At 62.5% G+C, this 15837-nt stretch carries 12 protein-coding genes; 3 read left to right on the top strand and 9 right to left on the bottom strand.

All coding sequences use genetic code 11. The features are described from left to right. The first annotated feature begins 4 nt into the window (after positions 1-4). Positions 5-907: a LysR family transcriptional regulator gene (locus BLU39_RS21710; protein WP_092716780.1), complete on the top strand. Its 903-nt coding sequence runs from the start codon at positions 5-7 to the stop codon at positions 905-907. Here BLU39_RS21710 and BLU39_RS21705 read toward each other — a convergent pair whose 3' ends face one another. Together BLU39_RS21705 and BLU39_RS21700 are read right to left on the bottom strand one after the other, a co-directional pair. Next, positions 908-1315: a tautomerase family protein gene (locus tag BLU39_RS21705; RefSeq protein WP_092716778.1), complete on the bottom strand. Its 408-nt coding sequence runs from the start codon at positions 1313-1315 to the stop codon at positions 908-910. Positions 1316-1461: 146 nt separating this feature from the next. Beyond that, entirely contained in the window at positions 1462-3951 is a 2490-nt protein-coding gene (locus tag BLU39_RS21700; RefSeq protein WP_139178434.1) for an IPT/TIG domain-containing protein, read from the bottom strand. Between the two features lie 650 nt (positions 3952-4601). Here BLU39_RS21700 and metH point away from each other — a divergent pair. Beyond that, positions 4602-8396, top strand: coding sequence for a methionine synthase (gene metH, locus BLU39_RS21695; RefSeq protein ID WP_175539387.1), 3795 nt, complete (start codon positions 4602-4604; stop codon positions 8394-8396). Between the two features lie 122 nt (positions 8397-8518). Then, complete coding sequence (locus BLU39_RS21690) at positions 8519-8890, top strand: SPW repeat protein (RefSeq protein ID WP_092716773.1); 372 nt, start codon at positions 8519-8521, stop codon at positions 8888-8890. Positions 8891-9043: 153 nt separating this feature from the next. Here BLU39_RS21690 and BLU39_RS21685 read toward each other — a convergent pair whose 3' ends face one another. The 7 genes from BLU39_RS21685 to BLU39_RS21655 form a co-directional block, all read right to left on the bottom strand. Next, the gene (locus tag BLU39_RS21685) at positions 9044-10324 is read right to left on the bottom strand and encodes an EAL and HDOD domain-containing protein (protein ID WP_092716771.1); all 1281 of its coding nucleotides are present in this window, start codon (positions 10322-10324) and stop codon (positions 9044-9046) included. Positions 10325-10461: 137 nt separating this feature from the next. After that, positions 10462-11241, bottom strand: a complete 780-nt coding sequence (locus BLU39_RS21680) for a class II glutamine amidotransferase (protein ID WP_092717196.1) — start codon at positions 11239-11241, stop codon at positions 10462-10464. Between the two features lie 77 nt (positions 11242-11318). Beyond that, on the bottom strand, positions 11319-11576 hold the full coding sequence (locus BLU39_RS21675; RefSeq protein ID WP_077399469.1) for a BTH_I0359 family protein: 258 nt from the start codon (positions 11574-11576) through the stop codon (positions 11319-11321). 150 nt (positions 11577-11726) lie between these two features. Continuing rightward, positions 11727-12134 (bottom strand): SRPBCC family protein, encoded by a 408-nt coding sequence (locus BLU39_RS21670; RefSeq protein WP_092716769.1) that lies wholly within the window; start codon positions 12132-12134, stop codon positions 11727-11729. Further along, positions 12131-12850, bottom strand: a complete 720-nt coding sequence (locus BLU39_RS21665) for a response regulator (protein WP_092716767.1) — start codon at positions 12848-12850, stop codon at positions 12131-12133. Before BLU39_RS21665 ends, BLU39_RS21670 begins: the two co-directional genes overlap by 4 nt. Positions 12851-12948: 98 nt before the next feature. After that, the gene (locus BLU39_RS21660; RefSeq protein WP_092716764.1) at positions 12949-15246 is read right to left on the bottom strand and encodes a sensor histidine kinase; all 2298 of its coding nucleotides are present in this window, start codon (positions 15244-15246) and stop codon (positions 12949-12951) included. After that, positions 15246-15806, bottom strand: a complete 561-nt coding sequence (locus BLU39_RS21655; protein WP_232731294.1) for a DUF4390 domain-containing protein — start codon at positions 15804-15806, stop codon at positions 15246-15248. The genes BLU39_RS21660 and BLU39_RS21655 overlap by 1 nt, the downstream gene beginning before the upstream one ends. Positions 15807-15837 lie beyond the last annotated feature (31 nt).

Genomic DNA, 15837 nt, shown 5'->3' with positions numbered 1-15837 from the left:
GCCCATGGACCAGCTGACCGCCCTGCGCGCCCTGCGCCGCGTCGTGGAACTGGGCAGCTTCACGGCCGCCGGCGCCGCGCTGGGCATATCCCACTCCATCGTCTCGCGCCAGGTGCGCCAGCTGGAAAGCCAGCTGGGCGCCCAACTGCTCAACCGCACGACGCGCCGTTTCGCGCTGACGGCCGCCGGCCAGGAATACTACCTGGCCAGCCGCGACATCCTCGACGCCCTCGACGCGGCCGACCGCGCCGTCGCCATGCACCAGGCGCAGCCGTCCGGCAGCCTGCGCATCAATGCGCCGATGGCCTTCGGCACCCTGGAACTGGCCGCCTGGCTGCCCGATTTCAGCCGCCAATATCCGCACATCCACATTGATCTCGTCTGCAATGACCGCATCGTCGATCTGATCGACGATGGCTTCGACGTGGCGCTGCGCCTGGCGCGCGGCTTGCCCGATTCCACCCTGGTGGCGCGCCAGCTGGCCAGCAGCCGCACAGTGGCCGTCGCCTCGCCCGCCTACCTGGCCCGCCATGGCCATCCGGCCACGCCGCAAGACCTGGTCCGGCACAATTGCCTGATGTATACCTCCGGCGACAAGCCGGCGGAATGGTCATTCACCGATGGTGACGGCGCCGCCCACAAGGTGGCCGTGCGCGGCAGCCTGCAAGCCAACACCAGCGTGGCCTTGCGCGAAGCGGCCGTGGGCGGCATGGGGATTGCCGGCGCGGCCGCCTTCATCGTGCGCGACGCGCTGCGCAGCGGCCAGCTCGTGGAAGTCTTGCCCGGCTACACCTTGCGGCCGCGCACCCTGTACGCGCTGTATCCGCACAGCCGCCAGCTGTCACCCAAGGTCAGGGCCTTCATCGATTTTTCCGTGCGGCACTATCAAGATCGCCACTGGGATTGATCACGGCTGCTGCAGCGCCTTGCGCACGGCGCGGAACTGCTGCGTCAAGCCGCCGTAGCCCCAGGCCGCCTGGCGCGCATCGTGCACGTGGATGTAGCTGACGTCATGCACGGCGCCGAGATACTGCTGCATGGCGGCGAACACGGCGGCGATATACGCGGCCTTTTCCGCCGCCGTATTCGTTTCATCGCTGATCAGGATATCGAGGAAAAAGCTGGCCTTGCCTTGCGCCTGCAAGGATGGCCCGCCGACGAACCAGTGCGCCGCGTCAAGATGGCTGATCGCCACCGACGTCAGTTCGGGCGCCTTGTGCAACAGTTGCGCCGTCAATTGGCTCAGGGTGGCGGCGATGGCGGCCGACTGGCGCGCATCGGGTGGCGTGGACAAACGCAGGTTCAGGATGGGCATGGGATGCTCCGCAAGTGGATGAAGCTCCATTCTAGGCAGGCGGGAGGTAAAACGGCAGCCTTCGCCTGGCACAGGATCTGTGCGGTTTATGCACCAATAAAAAAGGGCTTGCCGCGGCAAGCCCTTTTTGCATCGAGCGCCCTTGCTTAGCGGCGCTGCACCTTCATCAGGCGCCCACCCACGGACGACGACAGGCTGACCTCGAAGCGGCCGCCGGCCGGCAAGGCGCTCACGTCGACGCTGGCTTTGCCACCCGTCAAGTCACTGGCGACCACCGTCTTGCGGCCATCGGCGGCCACGTGCAGCACGGCGGCGTACGGTTCCGCCTCGGCATTCCAGACCAGCGCCAGCTTGCCGCCGCTTTGCGTCGCATCGAACGTGGCATCGTTGGCGGCCGCCTTGCTGCGCCGCGCCGGGCGCTCGAGCTTGGCCAAAGCCTTGCCATTTTGCAGCACTTGCACGTCGCTGATGTCGCCCGGGTTGGCGAAGCTGACGCGGAAATGGCTCATGGCGCTGCCGCCGTGGTCGGCCACGGAGACGCCATCGAAGGGCAAGTCGATAGTCTGTCCCGACACCGTCAACACGCGCAAGGTATAAGCATGGCCGCTGCCGCTGACAGCGGCACCGATGCGCACCGACGAGGCAACGGCGGGACGCAGGCCCACGCCAGATGGCGTGATGCGGCCGGAAATGGTCAGATAGCCATGCTCGGCCACGGACATGCTGGCGGCCAGCACATTGCTGCCGGCAATCTGCGTGCTGCGTTTTTCCAGGAATTGCTGTACCCGCACATAGCTGTAGTCCGAGAACCAGGCGCCGCTGCAATAGCTCATCACGTCCTTCATCGGCGTGCTGCCATACACCGCCTTGCTCAACTGGCCGATGCTGCCCGCATAGCTGCTGTTGTACAGCGGTTGCGGGCCCAGGTCGCCATTTGCATACGGGTAGTCGGTGGCCGCGCCAGCCGGGCCGCCGCAGGCAACGTGCTGCAGCGAATGATTGTGGCCCAGTTCATGCACCAGCGTAGTCAGCCATTCAGGCCAGCTATTGCCGAACGGATCGACGGAGGCAATGCTGTTGAACCTGGCGTCCAGGCCGATCGCCGCCGTGAAATCGCCATTGTCGGTGCGAGAATTGACGTACGCCAGGCCAGCGGCGCGCGTGGAAGACATTTTCGGCACGAAGCCATAATAAAAGGCGCCGCTATCTTCCTGGGCGCGCTTGCCGTTCAGGGCTTCCAAGGTCGGGCTCCACCAGCTGTCGGCCGTGCTGCTGCCCGATACGCTCAGTGGGGCGCGCGTGCTAATGCTGATATTTTCCGCCGCATACGGATACACGCGGGTCAGCGCAGTACGGATCACCTCCGCGTCCGGCAGTTGCCCCACGCCATCGTCGGTGCTCAGCGGTACCAGCACCAGGTGGATTTTCGCCGCGCTGGCCACGACGGGCGCCGCTTCCTGGCTCACTTGCGTACCGTCGTTGCCCACGGCCGTCACGCGCACGCGCACGCCGGGCAGAATCCAGCCGGAAGGCAGGACGGCGCTGAAATTGCCGTTGAAACTGTAATCGCTTTTCGTTGTCGGCAAGACCGACGGGCCGCTCATGGTAATGCTGCCCAGGTTGCTGCCATTGGCGGCCGTCGCATTCAAGGTCACGGCCGGGCTGGCCTGGCCCGCCTGCGTGGCCAGCACGGACACGCGCACGGCGGCCGGCTTGCCGCGCGTCAGGCGCAAGGCGGCATCGCTGGCGTTCAAATTCAGTACCTGCGCGAAATCAATGCTGCCCAGAGTAAAGGCCGATACCGTGCCCGCATTCACGGCGATGCGCGAAGCGGCCGACAGCATCACGGTCCCCGTTGCCGACGCTGGCGCGGACAACACCAGCTGGCTGGCACTGGCGCTGACGATGACGGCCGGCGTACTGCCCACGGTCGCCGCGCTGACCTGGTCGAGATTGCTGCCCTGCACCGTCACCGACAAGGTCGCGCCGTTGACGGCCGACGTGACCGACGTCACTGCCACGCTGGGCAAGACCGTGTACGGTTCGCTGCTGATGACGTCGTTGTAGGGACCGCGCACCGTCAGCGCTCCCGTTGCCGCGCCCGCAGGCACCACCACCGTTACGCTGCCGGCTGTCTGGCTTTGCGGTGTTGCCGCGGCGCCATTGCCGAACTGCACCGCCGTCACGGCGCCCATGCCGCCGCCCGCGATCGTCACGCTGGAACCGACGCCACCCGTCGCCGGCGCGACGCCGCTCACGCTCAATGGCAGGTACACGTTCACGTTATAGCTGGTGGCCGCCGTGCCGCTGGCGCTGACGAGGCTCAAGGCGCCCGTGACCGGCACGCCCGGCATGGCCAGGGTCACGCTGCTGTCGCTGCTGGCGCTGGCGGTCACGTTCACGCCGCCCACCTGGAAAGCCGTCACGCGGCTCAGATTGCTACCCGTCACCACCAGGCTGCCGCCCACGGCGACGTTCGCCGCCGAGACGGCCGTCACGGCAGGAATCACAGCAGGAATCACGACGGGATTGCCCGACGTGGTTGCCACCACGGTGTCACCGCCACCACCGCCTCCTCCGCCGCAAGCGGACAGGCCCAGCATGACAAACGATGCTACAAGCAGATGGTTTTTCATGGCTGGCAACCATGTTGGTACAGCGCGAGGCCGGGGAGGACATGGGAGAAATGTGACATATTGGTGACTTTTGGTGAGAATGTAATTTCGAAGAACCAATATTATGGGTTAATTCGATTCCTAAAGACAACTATTAATGCTTTTGATTCAATTGGTTTTGATAATAGTTAAAGTATCTGTTTGGTAATCTTTATTTTTGGAATTATTCACGTCACTCTGTATTGTCTTAAATCAAAATTATTTTCCATTGCAGCTATTGCCATTCAAATCATTAAAAATATGCTGAGATGGCGCAAATAATGTGGAAATTTTTCCACAGCCTAGAGGCCATGTCTTCCTACCAATTTTGGCGGAAGAATTAACGTTTTGAGTAAGATTTTCAGGAATGAAATTTTCAGAAGCTGTCGTGGCGGAAGGCGATGTGTGGCAATGTGTTGCAAGAAGGCCAGCCGTGGGGCGAACGGCCGCTTTTGCTTAAAACCAAAGCAGCCTGATGCCGTATAATTTTAGACCCGGTGAAATCAGGCGATTGCCACCTTCTGCCCGGCTTACCCGGCCGGCACACTCCGTCAGCTGATCCCGCTGGCCTGCAACCGCCTCGTACAGTCTTGTCGCCGCGCCGCCGCCCGTTTGCCTATTGAAAGCATGAAATGAACGATACCGTGATCCCCGCCATGTCCCCGACCGAAGCCTCCTTGCGCGCCATCCTGGCGCAGCGGATCATGATCCTCGACGGCGCCATGGGCACGATCATCCAGCAATACAAGCTCGACGAAGAAGCGTATCGTGGCGGTCCCGCCGGCCGCTTCATCGATTTCGCCGCGCCGGCCGACAGCGGCGCGCGCGAACTGTTCGTCAAGGGCAACAATGAGCTGCTGACCCTGACGCAGCCGCACATCATCCAGGAAATCCATGAGCGCTACCTGGCGGCCGGCGCCGACCTGATCGAAACGAATACCTTCGGCGCCACGACGATCGCGCAAGACGATTACCACATGGCCCACCTGGCCTACGAAATGAACGTGCAGGCGGCCAAGCTGGCGCGCGCCGCCTGCGATAAATATTCCACGCCGGACAAGCCGCGCTTCGTCGCCGGCGCCCTCGGGCCCACGCCGAAGACGGCGTCGATCTCGCCCGACGTGAATGACCCGGCCGCGCGCAACGTTACCTTCGATCAATTGGTGGCCGCCTACCTGCAGCAGACGCAGGGCCTGGTGGAAGGCGGCGCCGACGTGCTGCTGGTGGAAACCATTTTCGACACCCTCAACTGCAAGGCGGCCCTGTTCGCCATCGACCTGTTCTACGAGCAAAACCCCAGCGTCGTGCGCCTGCCCCTGATGATTTCCGGCACCGTCACGGACGCGTCGGGCCGCATTTTGTCGGGCCAGACCGTGCCCGCCTTCTGGAATTCCGTGCGCCACGCGAAACCGCTGACGATCGGCCTGAACTGCGCGCTGGGCGCCGCCCTGATGCGCCCGTACGCGGAAGAGCTGGCCAAGATCGCCGACACTTTCGTCTGCATCTACCCGAACGCGGGCTTGCCCAACCCCATGAGCGACACGGGTTTTGACGAGTTGCCTGCCGACACGTCCGCCCTGCTGCGCGAATTTGCCGACGCGGGTTTTTTGAACATGGCCGGCGGCTGCTGCGGCACCACGCCCGAGCACATCGCCGCCATCGGTCAATTGCTGTCGAAAAACACGCCGCGCACCGTGCCGGCCCCATCGCACGACTTGCGCCTGGCCGGCCTGGAACCGTTCGTCGTCAACGACGAGTCGCTGTTCGTCAACGTGGGCGAGCGCACCAACGTCACGGGTTCGAAAGCGTTCGCGCGCATGATTCTCAACGAGCAATACGACGAAGCCTTGTCCGTGGCGCGCCAGCAAGTGGAGAACGGCGCGCAAGTGATCGACATCAACATGGACGAAGCGATGCTCGACTCGCTGGCCGCCATGACGCGCTTCTTGAACCTGATCGCTTCGGAACCCGATATTTCGCGCGTGCCCATCATGGTCGACTCGTCGAAATGGTCGGTCATCGAAGCGGGCCTGAAATGCGTGCAGGGCAAGGCCATCGTCAATTCCATCTCGATGAAGGAAGGCGAAGAGGAATTCCTGCGCCAGGCGAAGCTGTGCCGCCGCTACGGCGCGGCCGTGATCGTCATGGCCTTCGATGAGAAGGGCCAGGCCGACACCTTCGAGCGCAAGATCGAAATTTGCGCGCGCGCCTACCACCTGCTGATCGACGCGCTGGACTTCCCGCCCGAAGACATCATTTTCGACCCGAACATCTTTGCCGTCGCCACCGGTATCGAAGAGCACAACAACTACGCCGTCGACTTCATCAACGCGACGCGCTGGATCAAGGAAAACCTGCCGTACGCGAAGATCTCGGGCGGCGTATCGAACGTGTCCTTCAGTTTCCGTGGCAACGATCCGGCCCGCGAAGCCATCCATACCGTGTTCCTGTACCACGCCATCAAGGCCGGCATGACCATGGGCATCGTCAACGCCGGCATGGTGGGCGTGTACGACAACCTCGACCCGGAACTGCGCGAGCGCGTGGAAGACGTGGTGCTGAACCGCCGCGAAGACTCGACGGAACGCATGATCGAATTTGCCGGCACCCTGAAGGCGGGCGGCAAGGCCGAGGCGCAAACCCTGGCCTGGCGCGAAGGCACGGTGCAGGAGCGCCTGTCGCACGCGCTGGTGCACGGCATCACGCAATTCATCGTGGAAGACACGGAAGAAGCGCGCCAGGAACTGCTGCACAATGGCGGTCGCCCCATCCACGTGATCGAGGGTCCCTTGATGGCCGGCATGGACGTGGTCGGCGACCTGTTTGGCCAGGGCAAGATGTTCCTGCCGCAAGTGGTGAAATCGGCGCGCGTCATGAAGCAGGCCGTGGCCCATCTGATTCCGTTCATCGAGGAAGAAAAGCTGCTGGAAGAACAGCGCACGGGCATCGTCGCCAAGCCGAAAGGCAAGATCATCATGGCGACCGTCAAAGGCGACGTGCATGACATCGGCAAGAACATCGTTACCGTCGTTCTGCAGTGCAATAACTTCGAGGTGGTAAACATGGGCGTGATGGTGCCGTGCTCGGAAATCCTCGCGCGCGCCAAGGTGGAAAACGCCGACATCATCGGCCTGTCGGGCCTGATCACGCCATCGCTGGAAGAAATGGCGTATGTCGCCAAGGAAATGCAGCGCGACGAGCATTTCCGCATGCTCAAGATTCCCCTGCTGATCGGCGGTGCCACCACCAGCCGCGCCCACACGGCCGTGAAGATCGCGCACAACTACGAAGGCCCCGTGATCTACGTGCCGGACGCCTCGCGTTCCGTGTCCGTCGCGCAGTCACTGCTGACACCGGAGCAGCGCGACAAATACGTGGAAGACATCGAACTCGACTACGCGCGCATCCGCGAGCAGCACGCCAACAAGAAGGCCCTGCCCATCCTGCCGCTGGCGCAAGCGCGCGCCAACCGCATGGTAGTACCCTTCGACGGCGCCTGCACGCCCGTGAAACCGAAGTTCATCGGCCGGCGCGTGTTTAAAAACGTCGACCTGGCCACCCTGGCCAACTATATCGACTGGGGTCCGTTCTTCCAGACCTGGGACCTGGCCGGCCCCTTCCCCGCCATCCTGACGGACGAAGTGGTGGGCGACGCGGCCACCAAGGTGTACGCGGAAGCCCAGGCCTTGCTGAAAAAACTCATCGACGGGCGCTGGCTGACGGCCAATGGCGTCGTCTCCTTGCTGCCGGCCAACAGCATCAATGACGACGATATCGAGGTGTACACGGACGATACGCGCAGTACCGTGGCGTTCACGTATTACGGCATGCGCCAGCAGGGCGTCAAACCCGTGGTCGACGGCGTGCAGCGTCCGAACCAGTGCCTGGCCGACTTCATCGCGCCGAAGGCATCGGGCGTCAAGGATTACATCGGCATGTTTGCCGTGACGTCCGGCCTCGGTATCGAGAAATACGAAAAGCGCTTCGAGGATGCGCACGACGATTACTCGTCCATCATGCTGAAATCGCTGGCCGACCGCCTGGCCGAGGCCTTCGCCGAATACCTGCACGAGCGCGTGCGCAAGGATTTGTGGGGCTATGTGCCGGACGAGCAGCTGGGCAACGACGACATGATCGCTGAAAAATACGTTGGCATCCGCCCGGCGCCCGGCTACCCGGCCTGCCCGGAACATACCGTCAAGAAAGAAATGTTCGAGGTCATGCAGGCCGAGGAAATCGGCATGCAGCTGACGGAATCGTATGCCATGTTCCCCGGCGCGGCCGTGTCCGGCTTCTATTTTGCCCACCCGGAGTCGAAATACTTCGTCGTCGGCAAGATCGGCATGGACCAGGTGGAAAACATGGCCAAGCGCCGTGGCGCCAGCATCGAAGACGTGGAACGCTGGCTGTCGCCGAACCTGTCGTAACGCCATCGCCTTGGCCTGCGGCGCGCGGAACTTTTCGCGCGCCGCGGCGCACTAACGCAGTATGCCGGCCGGCATGCTGCATGCCCGCTCCGGCCCGTTCCCTGACTGGCTAAGGAGGATATATGGCAACCAACTTCAAATTGAAACGCTGGCAGGATCAGGTGATCCTGTTGCTGGGCCTATGGCTGATCGTCTCGCCCTGGGCCTTTTCCTATCCCGAAGGCTCGCCGCAGATGATGAACGCCATTGTCTCGGGCCTGGTGATCGCCGTGCTGGCCGCCTTCGACTTGTACAAGACCTATTTCTGGGCCGTCGTCGTCAACCTGCTCGTCGGCGTCTGGGTGGCCGCCTCGCCGTGGGTATTGCGGCTGGCCGATCAGCGCGTCGTCATGTGGAACGAGCTGCTCGTCGGCATCGCCGTCGTCGTGCTGGCCCTGTGGGAACTGCGCACCGACCCCGAGCTGCACAAGCACTGGCCTGGTGCGGCAGCGTAGCGGCGTAAAAAAGCCCTGCTACGGCGTCGCCGTGCAGGGCTGTTTTTGACGGGTCGCGTAGGTCGGATTAGCGCTTGCGCGTAATCCGACACCACAGTCATCGCCAACAATGTTGTCGGATTACGCGTGGCCTGGCGGCCGCGCTAATCCGACCTACAGTGCGTAACGGACGACGTTATCGCTCCATTCGTAGGCCGCCATTTCCAGCTCCACCAGGTCATCCGGCGACATGGCCAGGTCGCGCAAGGTCGGGACGATCTCGCCTTCCATGTCTTCGATGCGCTCGATGCATTCGGCCAGGCGCAGCAGGTCGCCGTAGAAGCCTTCGCGCGACAGCAGCGCTTCGGCCACTTCGTCGATCACTTCGATCTGGTTCAGGATTTCCGACATCGGCACGCCGAACAAGGTATCCATCAGGGACATGATGCCGACCGTAAAGGCGATATCGGCCGAGTGGGCGTGGTTCGGGCGCAGTTTATGCGCGAGCAATTCGAGCAAACGGCCGCGCGTGGTGGCCAGCATCAGCAGCGGCGTCATGCTATGGCCGCGCTTGCTTGGTTCCGCGTACAGCATGATTTGCAGCCAGCGCTGCAGCTGGCGGCGGCCCAGCACGGTGACGGCCTGGCTCAGCGAATCGATGCGCTGGCGCGCGCCCACGGCTGGCGTATTGACCAGGCGCAGCAGGTTCAGGGCCAGCGACACGTCGCGCTTGATGGCGCGCTCGATTTCCATGTTGTCGGCGTCCGACGTCACCAGGGTCATCAGTTCCATGACGGCCAGTTGCGATGGCGACAGCTTCTTGCCCGTCATGATGGCGGGCTTGGCAAAGTAATAACCCTGGAAGTAATCGAAGCCCAGGTCCAGGCCCGACTTGAATTCTTCGCGCGTTTCGACCTTTTCCGCCACCAGTTTCTTGTTTTCCTGCTTGAAACGGGGTGCCAGCGCTGCCAGCACCTTCGGGTCGACCGTGCTCATGTCCATCTTGACGTATTGCACCAGCGGTAGCAGTTCCTGCACTTGCGACGTATCGGACACGACGTTTTCCAGCGCGAAGGTGAAGCCATGGCCCACCAGTTCGCTGATGCGCGCGCGCACTTCCGGCGTGACGGGCATCGATTCGACGATTTCCAGCACGACTTTTTCACGCGGCAGGAAGACGAAGATGTCGCTCATGATCACGTCGGCATCGACGTTGACGAAACCGAGCGCGTCGCCGATGACCTTTTCCATGCCCAGCTGGGAAGCGTGGGCGATCACGGACGCCGTGGCGGACAGGTCGCTGGTAATGTTGGCGGGGCCGACCGGAGCGTTGCGGAATAGCAACTCATAGCCGAACAGGGCCTGGTTGCGGTCGAGGATAGGTTGTCGACCCAGATAGAACTCGCGCACGCGCAAGGGTTTCGGGGTGATGTCGTTGCTGGAAATATCGATCATTAACTCTTCATCAATCACGTCGAGTGACACCGGCCGCGCCGCGCCCGCATCAAGGTTCACTATTGACAATACTTTAGCTGAATTCCGCCCGCGCTGTGGGTATTTTGGCAGCAATCCAGTTTATTGTCGTCAACAAATTAGGCCGCCGGCGTGTCTTGCACCACCCCGTCGACAAATAATTTCAATTCGCCGGGCGCAAACGCCGTCCATTGTTCATTCGTCGTCAGCGGCTGGGTAACGATCACGGCCACTCTGTCCTGGGGCGTCGTTACCTGGGAAAAGTCCACGCTCAGGTCTTCATCGGAGAGTTTAGCAGTTGGGAACGGATGTTGTCGCACCAGATAGTGCAAGCTGGTCGAGCAATGGGCAAACAGGGCCTCGCCGCTCGACAGCATCATGTTGAACGTGCCGTGGGCCGCGATGCTGGGCAACAATTGCGCCAGCGCCGCATGCAATTGCGGCAAGGCCGGCGGGGCATCGCCAAAGCGCGCATGCAGCTCCTGCAGCAGGTAGCAGAAGGCCAGTTCGCTGTCCGTGCAGCCGACGGGGCGGTAACTGCCCGTCAGCACGGGATGAAATTCCTTCAAATCGCCATTGTGGGCAAAGACCCAGTAGCGGCCCCACAGTTCGCGCACGAAAGGGTGGCAGTTTTCCAGCGCCACCTGGCCTTGCGTGGCCTTGCGGATATGCGCGATGACATTGCGCGACTTGATCGGATAGCGTTTGATCAGTTCGGCCACGGGCGAGGCGATGGCCGCCTGGTGGTCGACGAAATGGCGCACGCCGGCGCCCTCGAAAAAGGCGATGCCCCAGCCGTCATGGTGGGTATCGGTATGGCCGCCGCGCATGGCGAAGCCGGTAAAACTAAAGACAATGTCCGTGGGGACATTGCAATTCATTCCGAGAAGTTGGCACATGGTCTGTTTGCAGCTGGATAACACGGCCACCATACCACGCCATCTGGCGGATTGGTATGGCGGCGATGCCCATCACATTAGTGCAACAGGACCGGCTGGCTCATGAGGGAATCGTAGCTGCCCAAAAATTCATCGATCTCTTCCATGCTGGGTTCGCTGGCGATCAATTCCGTGACGTCGCGGCGAAAGTGTTGCGCAAGGATGCCGGCGATAAACGTTTCCCGCTTGCCCCCCTTGTCGACGATTTCATAGCCGCCGAAGCGCAGGGCTTCCAGGTCGCCATCGACGCCGAATTCCACGACGCTATATTGTTCGCTGTTATAGATCAGGTTCATTTTGCATCCTTCGCTCAAGCAAGAGAAACTCTTGCGGTTTCAGGACAGAGGTGGGGTCCCTACGCCGCCATTTCAAGCGACCGGGCCACCCTGCGGGCTACAGAGTTGTAACGAGATGCAAACTGCGACTGCGGTAAGACGATCAGGAAGCTACGTTGAGGAAACAAGCAAGTCTGCTTCCAGCGCCAGCAGGACATCGTAGGGACTGGCGGTCAGCCAGGTGCGCAGCTGTTCGATGTGCGAGGCGTCGGCCAGGCTGATGAACAGGCGCGCGGGCGGATGGCGCAGCAGACGATTTAATGTTACACGCAATACGAGATTGCCGCTGCAGCACAGGCAACCGGGCGCGATGCGCAACAGTTGCAGTGGAAACGATGGAGAAGGGGAATTTTGTCCGGCCAGGTCGGCCAGGATGGCGTTGCCGTCGGCGAGCCCCTCGAGGATCACGGCGGTCGCTTGGTCAGGCTGCAAGGCTTGCGCGATGGCCGCTTCGCGCTCGGCGGCGCGGCCACCGCTGACCAGGGTCAGCGGCGTCGGATGCCTTGCGGCTGCCGTCACAGGCCTTTCTTGGCCAGCTTGCCCGGTTCGACGCCCAGCTGTTTCAGCTTGCGGTACAAATGGGTACGCTCAAGGCCCGTTTTTTCCGCCACGCGGGTCATGCTGCCGCCTTCGCGGCCCAGGTGGTGTTCAAAATACATGCGTTCGAACGCATCGCGCGCCTCGCGCAGCGGCAAGTCGAATGACAGGTTGTAGCCATGGCCTTCGGCCACCGCCGGTACGGCGATGCCTGGGCGCACCATCAGCTGTTGCGGCGCGCTGCCGCCAAAGCTGGGCACGGGATGGCTGCTTTCCTCGGCCACCACGGGCGCCGCGGGACGGGGCGCCACGCTCGGCGCACGCACGGTTTCCTGTGCCCGCGTCAAGCCTTGCTGGACTGCTTTCAGCAGTTTTTGCAAGGCAATCGGTTTTTCCAGGAAGTTCATGGCGCCGATACGCGTCGCCTCGACCGCCGTATCGATGGTGGCGTGGCCCGACATCATGATCACCGGCATGGTCAGCAAGCCATCGCGCTGCCACTCCTTGAGCAAGGTGACGCCATCGGTGTCGGGCATCCAGATATCCAGCAATACCAGATCCGGCGCACCGGCGGCACGCGCTTCGCGCGCCTGCTGCGCATTTTCGGCCAGCTGGATAGCATGTCCTTCGTCGCCCAGAATTTCCGAGAGCAACTCACGGATACCCATTTCATCATCCACTACGAGTATGTTTGCCATTCGTGTCTTGCCTTCCTCATTTCGCCGGCCGACGCGCACAAGATGTACACGGCGGACAGCTATGATTTTATTAGTGTTTTAAATACTAAACCAGACCCTCACGCCAGGAATTCCTGGGCAGGAGTGTCGGGAGCTAACTTTAACAGCAAAATGACCACCGAAGCGCCATTGCCGTCGACCCGGTTCTCGATATCGATGCGTCCGCCGTGTTCATCGATAATTTTCTTTACCATCGCCAGGCCCAAGCCCGTGCCGCGGGCCTTCGACGTCACATAGGGCTCGAAGGCGCGCGCCAGGATTTTTGGCGCGAAACCAGGCCCATTGTCCGTGATGGCCAGCCGCACGGCGATATTCACGCCGCCGTCCGCACTGCGATAATGAATTGCTTCCGTCCTTACGTCAATCCGCGGATGCGCCGAGTCCGGCGGCAGGTCGGCCATGGCGTCCTGCGCGTTCTGCAGCAGGTTATGGATCACCTGGCGCAACTGGGTCGGATCGCCCATCACCATCGGCAGATTCGGCGCCAGCAGCGGGTGGATGATGTCGCCATCGTCGCCGCGCAGGTACAGGTTCAATATCTCTTCGATCAGCTCGTTCAGGCGCAGCGGTACGAGCACGGCCGGCGGCGTGCGCGCATAGTCGCGGAAGTCGTCGACCATGCGCTTCATCGCATCGACCTGCTTGACGATGGTGGTGGTGGCGCGGCTGAGCAAGTCGGCGTCGGGCTGCTCCAGCTTGCCTTCGAGCTTCATCTGCAGACGCTCGGCCGACAGCTGGATCGGCGTGAGCGGATTCTTGATTTCATGCGCCAGGCGGCGCGCCACCTCGCCCCAGGCGATCGAGCGCTGCGCGGAAATCACGTCGGATATATCATCGAAGACGACGATGTAGCCGCTGCCCGACTCCAGCGGCAGGCGCGAGCCGCGCGCCAGCAAGGTGATGTCATGCTCGTCGGCGCTGCTGCCCACGCGGCGCGGAATCTCGATCTGCCGCTGCCAGTGCAGGCGCTGCTGGTTGCGGCCCGATGCCGATTGCGCGCTTTGCGCCGTGAAGGCGCTGATGATGGCGCCGCCAAACTCTTCCATTCCAGCAATATGCGCCAGCGGCTGGCCCACCATGCTCATGCCCGAATGCTGGAGGATGCGCTCGACCGATTCATTGCAGGTGACCAGTTTGAAATCGCCATCGAGCACCATCACGCCGGCCGACATGTTCGCCAGCACCGATTCCAGATGGGCCTTCGCATTTTGCAGGGCGGCGCGGTTGCTTTCCACGGCCGTGCGCGCATCGAGCAATTGGCGCGTCATGATGTTGAACGACTGCGTCAGGGTGCCCAGTTCATCCTTGGTGGCGACGATGGGGCGCGGCGACAGGTCGCCCTCGGCCACGGCGCGCGTGCCTTCGGCCAGCAGCAGCAGGGGCTGGGCCAGGTTGCCTGCGATCAGGAAGGCGCTGCCGATGGCGCCAAAGATGGCCAGCAGCAAGGTCAAGGTGAGGATTTCCATGTACATCTTGCGCAGCCCCACGCGCGCGACGAAACGTTCCTTGTATTCGCTGTAGGCGGCGCGCAGCACCTCGCCGTTCGTCGCCAGCTTGGGCGGCACGGCCTGCAGCAGTTGCAGGTAGCGGGGCGAAACGGACGGGCCCGGCACGGCCACCAGCACGCGCAGGCGCAGGCTGGCCGCCGTTTCCAGCGACGCTGGCAGGCCCGAGCGGAAACCGCCGCCGCCCGATTCCGTGCCGTCGTCGTGCAATTCCAGCCCTCCTTCGGCCGAGGCATAGCCGGCCGGCGAGGCCGCCTGCACCAGCATGGCCGGCGTCGGCAAGTCGGCCGCGCTGTGCGGCCCCGCGCTGGCCAGCAGCACGCCGTCGCCGCTGACGAGCATGGCGTTTTGCATGCCCTCTTCGCGCAGCAAACTCGTCAGCACGGCAGGGCCGGCCACCGGGTCGGCGCCCATTTCTTCGACGGCCTTGTGGCCCCGGTGGTCGAGCTCGACCAGGGCCGCATCGAGGCCGGCACGGCCCAGCTCAATCCCCGATTCCAGCGCCGCTTCGATCTTGACGTTGAACCAGGACTCGATGGAGTGGGAAACGAATTGTACGGAGACGAGGAAAATCACGAGGCCGGGCAGGATGCCGACGGCGGCGAACAGCATCACCAGGCGCGTCATCAGCTTGGAGCCGAACTTGCCGCTCTTGTAGCGCGCATACAGGCGGCCCAGGGAAATGCCCACCAGCGCCAGCAGCGACACGGCAACGGCCGCGTTCAGCCCCAGCAGCCAGGTGTAGTAACGGTCGAAAAAGCCGGAATTGTCGGAAGCCGACGCGAGCAGGAACAGCAGGATACTGACAATGCCGCCGCCCACCACCAGCAGATAGCGCAATGCTTGACTCACTACTCCGCCGTATACAAGAAGGTTTTTTTATTCGAAGCCAGGCGCCAGTCGCTGTTATTGAAGGCATTGACCTGTATCGGCTTGGGCAGGTAGTCGCGGTCCATGCCCATGCGCAAGGTGACGTTATACGTCTGCCCCACTTTCAGCTCGCCGCGCCGCGCCACCAGCCAGCGGCTGGGACGGCGGATCAGGAACAGCGCATCGTCGAGCGTGGGAAAGCTTTGCTGCAAGCCCCCGCCCGAGACGTGATATTGGCGCGTGAGCACGTTGTACGACAGCTTGCTGGTCTGGCGCGCCACGATGGCTTTTTCATCGAACCAGTACCAGCGGGGCCGGGTCAGTTCGATTTCCGTCGTGAAATACAGCGGCACGCCGTGCTGCACGGCATCATCGAGGTCGTGATTGAGCTCGAACGAGTACGTGGCGGCCAGCTTGTAACCCTCTTCGCCAGCTTCGATGTAGGCACGGGTGATCTCGACCATATCGGCCGCATGCGCGCGCGGCATGGTACATGCCAGCATCAGCAGCAGGGCCAGGAGTCGGAAGAGTCGTGTTGTCACAAGTGTGCCGGTAGTGTCCGTAGGATAAGTA

Source organism: Janthinobacterium sp. OK676 (assembly GCF_900103595.1).
Classification (GTDB): domain Bacteria; phylum Pseudomonadota; class Gammaproteobacteria; order Burkholderiales; family Burkholderiaceae_D; genus Janthinobacterium.
The sequence above is the reverse complement of the archived record's forward strand: the minus strand, read 5'-3'. Positions and strand labels throughout refer to the sequence as shown.